The sequence below is a fragment of the Streptomyces tagetis genome (assembly GCF_018069565.1).
In the GTDB taxonomy this organism is placed as follows: Bacteria; Actinomycetota; Actinomycetes; order Streptomycetales; family Streptomycetaceae; genus Streptomyces; species Streptomyces tagetis.
In genome coordinates, this window is record NZ_JAGPNL010000006.1 from 196155 (window position 1) to 209433 (window position 13279).

The following is a 13279-nucleotide window of genomic DNA, read 5'->3' on the forward strand; positions in this document are numbered from 1 at the left end:
TCACCTTGTCATGCTCGCGCCACAATCACCCCACCCCACCACCCCACCGAGACCCCACCAGAAGGGGGACACGAGGATGAGACGACGAGGTCCACGGCGACTCCAGGCGGCGCTGGCCACCCTGGCCCTGGCCGCCGCCACCGGCCTGGTGCTGTCGATGCCCGAGGCGTCGGCCGCGGCCGGCGGCGCCACCGGCTACGCCTCCCAGAACGGCGGCACCACCGGCGGCGCGGGCGGACGCACCGTCCGGGCCACCACCGGAACGGCGATCCACGAGGCCCTGTGCGGCCGGGCCTCCAGCAGCACCCCGATCGTCATCGAGGTCGAGGGCACCATCAACCACGGCAACACCGCCAAGGCGTCGGGCGGCAGTTGCAACACCGCGGCCGGCGTGATCGAACTGAAGCAGATCAGCAACGTCACCCTCGTCGGCGTCGGCGGCGGCGCCGTCTTCGACCAGGTCGGCATTCACATCCGTGAGTCGAGCAACATCATCATCCAGAACGTGACCGTACGGAACGTCAAGAAGTCCGGCTCGCCCACCTCCAACGGCGGCGACGCCATCGGCATGGAGAAGGACGTGCGCAACGTCTGGGTCGACCACACCACCCTGGTGGCCTCGGGCGGCGAGTCGGAGGGCTTCGACGGCCTCTTCGACATGAAGAACAACACCCAGTACGTGACCCTGTCCTACAGCGTCCTGCGCAACTCCGGCCGCGGCGGCCTCGTCGGCTCCAGCGAGAGCGACCTGTCCAACGGCTTCGTCACGTACCACCACAACCTGTACGAGAACATCGACTCGCGGGCGCCCCTGCTGCGCGGCGGCACGGCGCACATGTTCAACAACCACTACCGCAATCTGAGCAAGTCCGGCATCAACTCCCGGGCCGGCGCCCGCGCCAAGGTGGACAACAACTACTTCGAGGACTCCAAGGACGTCCTCGGCACCTTCTACACCGACGCGGTCGGCTACTGGCAGGTCAGCGGCAACGTCTTCGACAACGTCACCTGGTCCGGCCTCGGCCCCGACAACCGCCCGGCCGGCCCCGACCCGAAGTCCACCACCACCGTCTCCGTCCCCTACTCCCACGCCCTCGACCCCGCCTCCTGCGTCCCGGACGTGGTCGCCCGCACCGCAGGCGCCGGTACGGGGCTGCGCGTCTCGGACGGCACCTGCACCCCCCGGACGCCGGACCCGACCGGCCCCGGCCCCGGACCCGGTGACCCGGGGCCCGACCCGACCCGGCCGGGCGGGACCAACCTCAGCATCGGCGCGGACGCCGACGGCTCCAGCAAGGCGAGCGGTACCAGCTACGGCAACGTGCGCGACGGCGACATGGGCACCCACTGGTCGCCGAACGGCTCCACCGGCTCCGTCTCGGTCAAGTGGAGCGCCGCCAGGACCGTCTCCAAAATCAACATCCGGGAGTCCTCGGACGCCGTGGGCCGCATAGGCTCCTGGCGGGTGCTGAACGCGGACACCGGCGCCGTCCTCGCCACCGGCTCCAAGGCGGGCGTGATCACCTTCCCGCCGGTCTCCCTGCGCAAGGTCACCTTCGAGATCACCGGCGCCTCCGGCACACCGAAGATCGCCGAGTACGAGACGTACGCGGGCTGACGGCCCCACCGGGGTGTCCGGCGGACCGGCCGGGGGGCGACCCCCGGCCTCGCCGGGCACCCCGCCCGCGTCCCGGACGCCGGACATCCGCCCGTGCGGCGGAACCACGGGCACCCGGGCGCCCTACCCGCCTCGGGGCAGGTCCCCCAGGCCGTTCGCCAGCAGCGCGAAGGCGTGCTCCGCGTCGGTCACCGCGCCCGCGTACCGCGCGTCGGCCGTCTCCCCGTACGCCAGGCGCTCCGCGTTGTCCTGCGCCAGGGCCCAGTGCACGGCGACGATCTGGGCCGCGGCGAACCGCGCGGTCGTCTCCGGGGTGTCCGCCGTCTCGCGCAGCGCCTCGGCGAGGGCCCGCTCGGCGCTCGCCTTGAACCGTTCCATCCCGGCCACCAGCGAGGGCGTGTCGAGGATCATCCGGTACAGCCGCCGTACCTGGGGATGGTCGCTGAGCCCGGTGATGGCGTCCCGCTCGCCGAGCCCCCGCAGGAAGTGCGCGCGCACCGCGGCCAGCGGGGCGGTGCCCGGCGGGCGGGCCCGGACGGTCCGGGCGATCTCGGTCTCGTGGTCGGCGATCCGGTGCAGTACGAGGTCTTCCTTGGTCGGGAAGTAGGCGAAGAGGGTCCGCTTGGACACCTCGGCCGCCTCCGCCACCCGGGCCACCGGGACCTGCTGGAAGCCGTGTTCGAGGAAGAGCGCGATCGCCGCGTCGGAGATCGCCGCGTGGGTGCGCCGCCTCTTCCGCTCCCGCAGTCCGGGCCCGCCGTCCGCCGGGCCCCGCGCCGCGCCGTTCGCGGCACCGTCCCGCGCCGAGCCGTCCGTGTCGCCGTTCACGGTGTCACCGTAGCAAGAAGTTTCCCTCAGGATATTTCTGCACCGGGTGTATGTTTGCACTCAGTCGAGACAAGGGGATGAGTGCGGTGGTGAACGAGAGCACGGCCGAGGTCGTCGTCGTGGGGGCGGGGCCGACCGGACTGACGCTGGCGTACGAACTGGCCCTGGCCGGGGTCGACACCCTGGTCCTGGAGAAGCTGGCCCGGCGGGTGGACCAGGTGAAGGGCGGCGGCATCCACCCCCGCACCGCCGAACTGCTGGAGTCACGGGGGCTGTGGGAGGCGGTGCGGGAGCGCGCGGTGTCGCGCGAACCGGTCGGCGGCCACTTCGCCGCCCTGCCCGTGCCCCTGGACTGCGCCCCCTGGCGCACCCGGCACCCCTTCCCGGTCGCCGTCCCGCAGGGGGACTTCGAGGCGGTGCTCGGCGAACGGGCCCTCGCCGCCGGCGCCCGCCTGGAGCGCGGCGCCGCCGTCACCGAGGTCGCCCAGGACGAGGAGGGCGTGACCGTCACGGCCGGGGGGCGGCGCGTGCGGGCCCGCCATCTGGTCGCCTGCGACGGCGCGCACAGCACCGTACGCAAGCTGCTGGGGCTGCCGTTCCCCGGCCGGCCCGGCACCTTCCGGGCGGTGCTGGCCGACGTCGCTCTGACCGGCGTCTCCGCCCAGGTGCCGCGCACCCTGGGCCACATGAGCACCCTGACCCGCCGGGCGGGCGGCTACTGGGCGATGCTCGTCCCGCTCGGCGGCGACCGCTACCGGATCACCTTCGGGGGCGCGGCGGGGACCGAGGCGCCCGGCGACGCCCCGGTGACCCGCGAGGAGATCACCACCGCGCTGCACGCCGTCTACGGGCCGGAGACGACGCTCGGGTCGGTGGCGAACGCCTCCCGGTTCACCGACGCCACCCGGCAGGTGGAGGAGTACCGCGCCGGCCGCGTGCTGTTCGCGGGGGACGCCGCGCACATCCATCCGCCGCTCGGCGGCCAGGGCCTCAACCTCGGTGTCCAAGACGCCTTCAACCTCGGCTGGAAGCTGGCGGCGACCGTCCGGGGCCGGGCACCCGACGGTCTCCTCGACAGCTACCACGCCGAGCGCCACCCGGTCGGGGCACGGGTCCTGCACCACACCTCGGCCCAGCGGGTCCTGGCTTCCCCCGACCCGGGCGAGGACGTGGCCGCCCTGCGCGACATCGTCACCGACCTGCTGCGCCTGCCCGATGCCAACCGCCACCTCGCCGGCCTGGTCTCCGGTCTCTCCCTCGGCTACCCGCTGCCCGGCGGCCACCCGCTCACCGGGCACCGCGTGCCGGACGCCGACCTGGTGAGCGCGGACGGCCCGGTGCGGCTGTCGGCGCTGTTCCACGCGGGGCACGCGGTCCTGCTCGACCTGGCCGGCGCCGTCCCCGACGGGCTCCGGCTCCCGCCGCGCGTCGACCTCGTGCGGGCCGAGATCGCCGAGGGTGCCGAGGGCCTGGGCGCCGCCGCCCTGCTCCTGCGCCCCGACGGGTACGCCGGCTGGGCGACGGACGGCCCGGTCGCCGACCGGGAGGAGCTGCGCGCCGCCCTCGGCACCCTGGCGATCCTGCCCTGAGCGGGGCGCCGTCGGCGGTGGGGGTGCCGGTGCCGGAGGGGGGCGGGCCGTCCGCTCCGTACGCGCCCCTCCGTCCGGGGCTCGTACGGACCTCGTACGCGCGCCCCGTACGGGAGACCTCGTACGCGCCCCGCGCTCCCCTCCGTACGAGCCCTCCAGGGGCGCCCCCGCGCCCCCTCCCGGACCGGGGCGCCGGAATAACCGGTGGCCGCCCCCTGTTGGCACCCGAGCGCGGCACAGCACCGCGCGCACCGGCGCGCGCCGGAGACCCGAGGTGGCCCGGCGCTCCCGGAGCAGCTCGCCACCGGCCGCCACCGGCCGCCGACATCCGCCCGACACCAGGAGGCACCGCACCATGGCCGCAGACGCCGCAGAGGAGATCCGGGGCACCGCCCACGGCACCGCACCCGTCCCCCTCTCCGTGCTGGACCTGGTGACCGTCGGCGCCGGCCGCACCGCCACGGACGCGCTGCGCACCAGCGTGGACATCGCCCGGCTCGCCGAGGCACGCGGATACCACCGGTACTGGGTCGCCGAGCACCACTCCATGCCCGGCGTCGCCTCGTCCTCCCCGGCCGTGATCCTCGCCCACCTCGCCGCCCACACCGACCGCGTCCGGCTCGGCTCGGGCGGCGTCATGCTGCCCAACCACGCCCCGCTGGTCATCGCCGAGCAGTTCGGGACGCTGGAGGCGATGGCGCCGGGCCGCGTCGACCTCGGCCTCGGCCGCGCCCCGGGCACCGACGGCGCCACCGCCGCCGCCCTGCGCCGCAGCGACCGGCTCCACGAGGGCGCCGACGAGTTCCCGCGCCAACTCGCCGAGCTGACCCGGTTCCTGGACGACGACTTCCCCGACGGCCACCCCTACGCCCGCATCCACGCGGTGCCGGGCCCGGTCCAGGGCACCTCGCCCGGCGGTGTGCAGTCCCCGCACCGGCCGCCGGTCTGGCTGCTGGGCTCCTCCGGGTTCAGCGCCCGGCTCGCCGCCGAACTCGGCCTGCCCTTCGCCTTCGCCCACCACTTCTCCGCCCGCAACACCGTCCCCGCGCTCGACCTGTACCGGGAGTCCTTCCGGCCCAGCGAGGTCCTCGACGCCCCCTACGCCCTCATCGGCGTCTCGGCGCTCGCGGCCGAGGACGAGCGGGAGGCCCGCCGCCAGGTGCTGGCCGCCGCGCTCAACATGGTGCGGCTGCGCAGCGGCCGGCCCGGCCTGGTGCCCACGCCGGAGGAGGCGGAGGCGTACGACTTCTCCCCGATGGAGCGGGAGTTCGTCGACTCCTGGAACGCCGACGTGATCCACGGCACCCCGGACGCGGTCCGCTCCGGCCTCGACGAACTCCAGAAGCGCACGGGGGCCGACGAGTTGATGCTCACCGCCAACGCGCACAGCCCCGAGGTGCGGCTGCGCTCCTACGAACTGGTCGCGGACGCCTACGGTTTGCCCGCGCGGGCCTGAATCCCCAGGGCTCCGGCGGCGCCCAGCAGGGCCGGGATGCGGTCCGGCGCGACCGGCCGCGAGTAGAGCCAGCCCTGCCCGGTGTCGCAGCCGATGCGGCGCAGCCGGTCCGCCTGGTCGGCGGTCTCCACGCACTCGGCGGTGACGGTGAGCCCGAGCCGGTGGGCGAGTTGCACCATCGCCTCGACGATGACCTCGTCGGCCGGGTTGGCCGCCGCCGCGCCGGCCGGGGGGTCCTGGCCGGCGTACTGGAAGCCGCGGACGAAGGAGCCGTCCAGCTTCAGCACCGACACCGGCAGCCGGCTCAGGTAGGCGAGGTTCGAGTAGCCGGTGCCGAAGTCGTCGATGGCGATCTGGACGCCCATGTCGCTCAGGGCCCGCAGGACTTGGAGCGGCCGGCCGGCCGAGCCCATCACCGCGGACTCGGTCAGCTCCAGTTGGAGCAGGTGCGGGGCGAGCCCGGTCTCCTCCAGCGTCCGCGCCACGTCCGCGACCAGGTCGGAGTCCCAGACCTGGCGGACCGCCACGTTGACGCTGACGAAGACCGGCGGCTCGGCGGGGTGGTCCAGTTGCCAGCGGCGGGCCTGGCGGCAGGCCGTGCGCAGAATCCACCGGCCGAGCGGCACGATCGAACCGTCCTCCTCCGCCAGTGCGATGAACCGATTCGGCGCGAGGACGCCGAACTGCGGGTGGTTCCAGCGGATCAGCGCCTCGACGCCCCGCACCCGGCCGTCCGCCATGCCCACCAGCGGCTGGTACTCCAGCGCGAACTCGCCCCGGTCGATGGCGGGCCGGAGGGTGGCGGCGAGGGCCTGGCGGGTCATGCGGCTGGCGTTGCGCTCGGGGTCGAAGAGGGTCCACCGGGCCCGTCCGTCGGCCTTGGCCCAGTACAGGGTGGTGTCGGCGGCCTGCATCAGGGCGGTCGGCGTGGTCCCGGCGGTGTGGCGTTCGACGACGCCGGCCGAGGCGGTGACCGACAGCCTGCGGTCGCACAGCTCGAACGGCTCCTGGAGCGCGGTCAGTACCGACTCGGCCAGCTCCGCGAGCTGGTCGGTGCCGGTGGAGTCCTCCACCAGCAGCGCGAACTCGTCCCCGCCGAGCCGCGCCACGAGCGGGGTGCCGGCCCGCGCGGCGGGGCCCGCGTTCTCCGCGCAGCGCATGAGCCGTTCGGCGACGGCGGCCAGCAGCCGGTCGCCGACCCGGTGGCCGAGGGTGTCGTTGACGGCCTTGAAGCCGTCCAGGTCCAGGTAGCACAGGCCGATCCGGCCGGTTCCCCCGTGCTCGTAGGCGTCGGCGTCGAGTGCGGCGGTCAGCCGGTCGAAGAACAGGGCGCGGTTGGGCAGCCGGGTCACCGGGTCGTGCATCTGCAAGTGACGTAGCCGGGCCTGGAGTTCGCGCCGGGCGCTGACGTCCGCGACGGAGAGCAGCAGGCCGGGCGCGTCCGGGGCCAGCGGTGCCACGGTGACCTGCGCCCACAGGGTGTGGCCGTCGGCCCGCTTGAGGTGCCGGGTGCAGCGCATCCGGGGCTGCCTGCCCTGGAGCACCTCGCGGTAGGCGTGCCAGGTGCCGGCGTCCGCGGCGAGGTCGACGAGGTCGGCCGCCACGCTGCCGGCCAGCTCGGCGGGGTCGGTGCCGAGCAGGGTGCCCAGGGTGTCGTTGGCGCTGACGACCAGGCCCTCGGCGTCGACCACGGCCATGGCGAGCGGCGCGGCGCCGAACGCCGAACGGTAGGCCGGATGTGCCGGGGGCGCGGCCGGGCCGGGACCACTGTCCGTGACGGCCGGCCGGCCGGGGTCTGCCGCGGGCGCCGGCCCTTCGGAGGTTCCGCTCACCGCTCGCTCCCGCAGTGCCTCGATACCGGTCCGTCTCTTTCTGTGCAGGTAAGTGTGCCGATCATAGAGGCTGACTCCGGGCCCTTCCAGCCGCCGTACCGGGGACAGGCCCGGCGCCCCAGGGAGCGGATCGTTTCTGCTCACACCTGGCCAGGTTGTTCACACCCCCGACCGGTTGTGACGTTCCGTGAGTGCGCGGGGGTCGTACGCCGGGCGCGGGGCCGAGTGTGGGGAGGCTCACTCGTCCGGTGCAGGCGAACGAGGCGCACTCTGACAAACCGACACAAGCTGGGTGCGGTATCCCGTGAACCGCCCCCGGAGGTCCCCGTGCCGTGCCCGCTCCCCCTGAGGCGACTGCCCCGCCGGTCCCTCGGGAGGTCCGGCGCCGACTGCCCGGCGCGGGAGGCCGGGCGGCTCCGGCTGCGCAGCACGGCCGCGCTGTGCACCACGATGTCCGCGCTCGCCGCGACCTCCCTCGTCACCGCCCCCTCGGTCGCCGAGCCGTTCTCGCCGGACCCCTGCGCGCTGCCCCGCACCGCCGCCCACCACTCGGAGGGCGTGGACACCTGGAACGCGGCCTACCCCCGTCCGGCGCGCGAGCTGGACGCGGTGATGGTCTTCCTCTCCTTCCCGGACGCGCGGCCGAAGACCTCCCCGGACGAACTGGCCGCCGACCACTTCCCCGCCACCACCCGCTTCTTCCAGCGCGCCTCGTACGGCAGGTTCACGCTGCGCCCGCACCCGTTACGGCAGTGGGTGCGCATGCCGCGCTCCTCGGTCTCGTACGAGCTGAAGCGCGACTGGAACCCGGCGCACCGGGCCGCCTACCTGCGCGACGCGCTGGCCGCCGCCGATCCGCACGTCGACTTCTCCCGGTACGACCTCGTCTACCTCGTCGCCGACCCGGACGCGCCCGGCGTCGACTCCGACGCCACCAAGGTCGTCAACCTGGACGTCCCGCTGCGCGCCGACGGCACCGACATCCGCCGGGTGGTCACGGTCTTCGAGAAGCATCCCCCCGACCGGCTGGTACTGGCCCACGAGACCGGGCACGTCTTCGACCTGCCGGACCTCTACCACCGGCCGGCCGACGGCAAGGGCGACTGGGACACGCACGTCGGTGACTGGGATCTGATGGGCAGTCAGTTCGGACTGGCGCCGGACCTGTTCGGCTGGCACAAGTGGAAGCTGGGCTGGCTGGAGCCGCGCCAGGTGGCGTGCGTGCGCGGCGCCGGCCCGGTCCGGCTGACGCTGGAGCCGCTGGGCGCGGGGCCCGGCGTGGTGGTCGCGGGGGCGGCCGGGGCGCCGGCCTTCGGCCTCGGCCGGGGCACGAAGCTGGCGGTGGTGCGCACCGGCGAGGACAGCGCGCTGGCCTTCGAGGCGCGGGGTCCGGTGGGCAGTGACGTGGCCGCCTGCCGGTCGGGGGTGCTGGTGTACCGGGTGCGGGCGGGGGCCCGGTCGGGCAGCGGGCCCATCGAGGTGGTCGACGCGCACCCGGACACGGCGGCCTGCTGGACGGACTCGGTGTACCCGCCGCTCGCGGACGCGCCGGTGGGCCTCGGCGAGAGCTTCACGGTGCCGGGGGAGGGGGTCCGGGTGGAGGTGGAGGGGCGGACGGCGTCCGGGGCCTGGACGGTGAAGATCACGCCCGGCTGAGGGGGGAGGGCGGCGCCCGGGGTGGGCGGGCCGGCCGCCCGGGAGGCGCCGCTGACCTGGGGGAACGGCGAAGTCGATCAGCCTGGGAGTGGCGAAGGCCGATCAGCTCCGGGAACGACGAAGGCGAGGCATCATCCGCGTTTCCGCGAAATCGCCTCGCCATCGGCCATGTGCGCCGCCAGGGACTCGAACCCCGGACCCGCTGATTAAGAGTCAGCTGCTCTAACCAACTGAGCTAGCGGCGCCTGCTGACGTCGTAGACCTTAGCACCCTGGTCGGCGGGAGGAAAAATCGCTATCCGCACCGCCGCGCGGGCCGCCCGCACCGCCGCCCACAGCAGCACCTCCGGCCCCGGCAGCCAGGGCTGGCGGGTGTCCGGGGCGACCAGCCAGCGCGAGCCCGAGCGGGCGCACGCGCCGGTGGGCGCCGGCACGGTCACCGTGTCCCCGGCGCCGTGGCAGAGCAGCGGCGGGACGGCGCCGGTACGGCTCGTCGCCCGGTCGCGTCCGCTCCACTCCTCCCACTCCAGCAGCGAGGGCAGCCGCTGGGCGGTGCCGGGCGCGGTGAAGAGCAGGGTCCGGCCCCGGAACTCGGCCACCGGACCGGACCCCGGGCCCTCGTCCCACATCCGGTCCAGCATGCGGCGGCCGAAGATCGTGGGGACGCTCACCACGTCGAAGGCGGAACCGCAGGGCAGCACCACGGGGGCCTGTGGCCGCTCCTCCCAGAAGGCGAGCGTGGAGCGAGGATAGGCGCCCGCCGAGGCCAGCCAGGCGGCCCCGTCCGAGGTGACGATGGAGACGTTGCGTGCACTGCTCATGGCGCATACATCTACCGTCCGTGAGAGCGGTGTCGCGGTGAGTTCCGGGAAACCGGGACACAGGCATGCCGGACCATGTATCGTGCCGCGCCCACTTGGCATATGCCCCGACCGCCGCGCTCATACGCGGTCGCTACCGTCACCGCAGCCACCGGCGTCACTCCCGGCCCCCGCGGTCACACCGGATCGACGTGCCCCGACCGGCCCTCGCCGCCGCGCAGCAGGTCCCGGCCGAACTCCACCATCTTCTTCGCGTAGTCCTCGGTCCACTGGGCCCGCTCGGCCAGGTCCGCGGCGGTCAGCCGGTCGAACCGCCGCGGGTCGGCCAGTTGCGCCGCCGCCATCGCCTGGAACTCGACCGCCCGGTCCGCCGCGGCCCGGAACGCCTGCGTCAGCTCGGTCGCCCGGTCCAGCAGGGCGCGGGGGTCGTCGATCGATTCGAGGTCGAAGAAGTGCTCGGGGTCGGCGGCTGCCGCCGCGGGCTCGAAGAGCAGGGGCGCGGGGCGTAGCCGCGGTTCGTTCCGACGCGGCGTGGGCTCCGCCATGTCTTCTCCTCACTGGTACGTCTCGACCCGCCGGTGGAGTGGGCCACCGTCCATTGTCCCGCGCCCGTGCAAGGGGGCGTCGAGCGCACACGGCACACCGCGCACGCCGGACATCCGTACCCCCCTCGGCCCCGATCCATGGCCATCCCGCCTCTCGACCCCGCCCCACACCCGCAGCCGACACGCCTCATCGAGGCCCCTCACCTCATGCGGACATCTCGCCCCGTCCGTGCGGGGAGGACACGGCACCCGGTGCACCGCCCAGCGTGGCGACCAGCCCGGCCGCGATGAGAACGGCCGCGGCGACCGCCGCGAGCAGCGACCGGGGTTCGTGCAGTGGCCAGGCCCAGAATGTGGGACGGCCGCCCACGCCGATGCCGAAGGCCGCACACAGGAAGGGGAACAAGGCGATCACGAGGGTGGCAAGACCCGGCCCCGCGAATCGGCGGGCCAGGAGGGCCAGGCCGAGGAAGCCCGCGAAGTTACGGGCCATGGCCAGGCCCATGTCCCAGCCGCCGATGACCGCTTCCACCAGACCGATCAGGGACGCGGTGGTCAACAGAGCTGCCATGGACAGCCCGTCCCAGTGCGGCATCGACCGTACGGCCGTCCGTTCCGCGGCGGCGTCGCCCCTCCCCTGACCATGGACGAGCAGGCATACCGGTATCAGTGGGAGGAGGAAGGACAGGCGCATGGAGAACGTCACCGGCCCCAGCAGGACCGGAACCGGCACCGTCGCGGACGAGGCCGCCGCCCCCAGCGTCATGGAGACCATCAGTCCCGCGAGGACGGCTGGGGCCATGCGGATGCGCAGCCACCACCTCATGAGGCGGCCTGAAGGCCGGATGGCCGGCCGAAGTGGGACGGGTCGAGGTCCGGCCGCAGGTCGCAGCCGTGCAGGGTGGCGGCGTTGTGGTCGAACCAGCGTTGCTGTGCCGGCCTCGGCAGCCGCCTGACCTGCTCGGCGGTCTGGATATCGGTTTCCACGGAGCCGCCCCGCACGGACTGCGGGTCAGCCCCGGCGGTCAGCATGAGCCAGGCCAGGAGCGTCCCCTGAGCGGTGGAACCCGGCCATGGCCCTGTCGCCGAGCAGTTCGGCGGCTGCCCAGGCAGAGCGGTGCTCGCGACGAGCGCGAGGATTTCGTCCCGGCGTGGCGTCGTGGACAGGATGGTGATCGTGGATGCGGTCGAGACGCCGGCGGCGTCGAGTCGTTGCCGGGCTTCGGTGCTCCAGGAGCGGATGTGTGCCCCGGACTCCTGCTGTTCCGGCCACAGGCAGACCATCGGCACGGTGCCGGAGCAGCGCAGAGCCGAGATGTCACGTGGTTGCCCCGCCTCGTAGCCCAGGGGCATCGCCACGGACGCGCCCGTGACGAGGGTGACGCAGAGTGTCACCGCCGCCCACAGACGGCCGGGGAGCCGGCGTGCTGAGATCCACACCAGCGAGGCAATGATCACGCCGACGGCGACCAGTGCCGGTGCGACCAGCGCGCGTGGGGCGACGGTCTGGTTGAGGGCGCAGCACTCCATGAGGTTGTGGCCGTTCATCTGCCGGAGCCACAAGGGCGTCATCGCGGCGGGATAGGCCATCCACAACCAACTCGTCACCAGGGCGGCGGGCGCGGCCAGCAGTCCGGGCAAGGTCAGGCCGGCCACGTAGCCCGCGAGTGTGTGGGCTGCCAGCACGAGTAGCTCCATGCCGAGGATGGCCATGCTGGAAGCACCCGGAAGACCGGAGGACTGGGGCACGAACAGGGCCGACGCCAGTACCACGGACAGGAAGCCGAGGACGAATATCGGCAGCAGCACCGACAATGCCATGACCGTCCGTGGCCTGACGGGCGTTGCTTCCAGTACGCGTGACCGTTTCACCCGTACCGCCTCCCACGCGGCACAGGCCGCGCAGGCAGGGGCGGTGAAGACGAGCAGGAAGCTGCTCTGAGCGGTGACGGACTCCCAGTAACCGGACGTGATCCACTGGGTGATCCTGCCGCTGTAGGCGAAGAGCCAGGGCAGCAGCACAACGGCCGCGCGTGGCGCGGTCGAGGTGCGGAACACGGTGCGCAGGTGCACGGTCACACCTCTGCCTTGACCAGACCGGCGTAAGCGGCCTCTGCTCGTCGCTCGGGGCCGGTTTCCGACGGTGCCAGGGTGAGGAAGGAGACGATGGAACCCTGGTGGCGTGGGCTGCCGTGATCCAGGACGATCACATGATCGTAGATATCGGCCAAGTCCTCGGTCTGGTGAGTGGAGACGACCAGACTGGTCCTCTCCGCGAGGCTGCCGACCAGTTCGCGGAAGATCCGGCGCTGCACCGGGTCGAGACCCGCGGTCGGTTCGTCCATCAGGAGTACCTCAGCATCGTGGACCAGCGCCTGCGCGATCCCCACACGCCGTAGCTGGCCTCCCGACAGTTCGGCGCTGCCGCGCTCGGCGAGGTCGGTCAGGTCCACCGCCCGGAGCGCCTCCCGTGAGGCTTCCCACGCCTCGCGGCGGGACATGCCCTTGAGCCAGCCCGCGTGCGCCACCTGCTCGCGAACGCGCAACCCGGTTACCGGTCGCACCTGTTGGGGAAGCCAGCCGACCCGGCGACGGTACTCCTTCACACTCTTGCGGCCGGTCGTGTCGAGCCCGTCCAGTGCCACGCTCCCCGAGCCGGGCCGTAGTGCCGAGGCCGCCAGCCCCATCAAGGTCGACTTACCGGCCCCATTGGGGCCCAGGAGCACGGTGGCACCCCTGCCGAAGGCAAGGGTCAGATGGTCCAGCACGCGGATTTTCCTGCGGTAGCCGAACGAGCAGTCGTGGAATGCGATGGGCAAGGAGGGTCCAAACAACCGAGGGGACGGAGCGGAAAGACCCGGCGCACCCAGTCCGCCGACTGAGTGCACCGGGCATGCAACGGTGGATCGGTGCCTACGCACCGCAGGCCGGCCCC

Annotated in this window: 11 protein-coding genes and 1 tRNA gene; 4 read left to right on the plus strand and 8 right to left on the minus strand. The window is 73.5% G+C overall.

The window, feature by feature from the left end:
* Window positions 1-76 precede the first annotated feature (76 nt).
* Entirely contained in the window at window positions 77-1618 is a 1542-nt protein-coding gene (locus J5Y05_RS21740) for a pectate lyase family protein (protein WP_210874720.1), read from the plus strand.
* 123 nt (window positions 1619-1741) lie between these two features.
* Here J5Y05_RS21740 and J5Y05_RS21745 read toward each other — a convergent pair whose 3' ends face one another.
* Window positions 1742-2365 (minus strand): TetR/AcrR family transcriptional regulator, encoded by a 624-nt coding sequence (locus tag J5Y05_RS21745; RefSeq protein WP_247615126.1) that lies wholly within the window; start codon window positions 2363-2365, stop codon window positions 1742-1744.
* 158 nt (window positions 2366-2523) lie between these two features.
* On the opposite strand from J5Y05_RS21745, the gene J5Y05_RS21750 reads away from it, so the two are divergent.
* The gene (locus J5Y05_RS21750) at window positions 2524-4035 is read left to right on the plus strand and encodes an FAD-dependent monooxygenase (RefSeq protein ID WP_210874722.1); all 1512 of its coding nucleotides are present in this window, start codon (window positions 2524-2526) and stop codon (window positions 4033-4035) included.
* 355 nt (window positions 4036-4390) lie between these two features.
* A complete protein-coding gene (locus J5Y05_RS21755) occupies window positions 4391-5491 on the plus strand; it encodes an LLM class flavin-dependent oxidoreductase (protein ID WP_210874723.1) in 1101 nt (366 codons plus the stop codon).
* On the opposite strand, the gene J5Y05_RS21760 is transcribed toward J5Y05_RS21755, so the two are convergent.
* On the minus strand, window positions 5467-7323 hold the full coding sequence (locus tag J5Y05_RS21760; RefSeq protein ID WP_210874724.1) for a putative bifunctional diguanylate cyclase/phosphodiesterase: 1857 nt from the start codon (window positions 7321-7323) through the stop codon (window positions 5467-5469). The genes J5Y05_RS21755 and J5Y05_RS21760 overlap by 25 nt on opposite strands.
* A 327-nt stretch (window positions 7324-7650) precedes the next feature.
* On the opposite strand from J5Y05_RS21760, the gene J5Y05_RS21765 reads away from it, so the two are divergent.
* Window positions 7651-8979 (plus strand): M6 family metalloprotease domain-containing protein, encoded by a 1329-nt coding sequence (locus J5Y05_RS21765; protein ID WP_372450512.1) that lies wholly within the window; start codon window positions 7651-7653, stop codon window positions 8977-8979.
* A 171-nt stretch (window positions 8980-9150) separates the two neighbouring features.
* On the opposite strand, the gene J5Y05_RS21770 is transcribed toward J5Y05_RS21765, so the two are convergent.
* From J5Y05_RS21770 to J5Y05_RS21795, 6 genes are all read right to left on the minus strand, one after another.
* Window positions 9151-9224, minus strand: a tRNA-Lys gene (locus J5Y05_RS21770).
* Complete coding sequence (locus J5Y05_RS21775; RefSeq protein WP_210874725.1) at window positions 9215-9799, minus strand: bifunctional DNA primase/polymerase; 585 nt, start codon at window positions 9797-9799, stop codon at window positions 9215-9217. The genes J5Y05_RS21770 and J5Y05_RS21775 overlap by 10 nt, the downstream gene beginning before the upstream one ends.
* A 176-nt stretch (window positions 9800-9975) precedes the next feature.
* Complete coding sequence (locus J5Y05_RS21780; protein WP_210874726.1) at window positions 9976-10344, minus strand: DUF8844 domain-containing protein; 369 nt, start codon at window positions 10342-10344, stop codon at window positions 9976-9978.
* Between the two features lie 205 nt (window positions 10345-10549).
* The gene (locus tag J5Y05_RS21785; protein WP_210874727.1) at window positions 10550-11146 is read right to left on the minus strand and encodes a hypothetical protein; all 597 of its coding nucleotides are present in this window, start codon (window positions 11144-11146) and stop codon (window positions 10550-10552) included.
* 20 nt (window positions 11147-11166) lie between these two features.
* On the minus strand, window positions 11167-12423 hold the full coding sequence (locus tag J5Y05_RS21790) for a DUF7224 domain-containing protein (protein ID WP_210874728.1): 1257 nt from the start codon (window positions 12421-12423) through the stop codon (window positions 11167-11169).
* Window positions 12420-13112 (minus strand): ATP-binding cassette domain-containing protein, encoded by a 693-nt coding sequence (locus tag J5Y05_RS21795; protein WP_307854028.1) that lies wholly within the window; start codon window positions 13110-13112, stop codon window positions 12420-12422. The genes J5Y05_RS21790 and J5Y05_RS21795 overlap by 4 nt, the downstream gene beginning before the upstream one ends.
* Window positions 13113-13279: the final 167 nt, after the last annotated feature.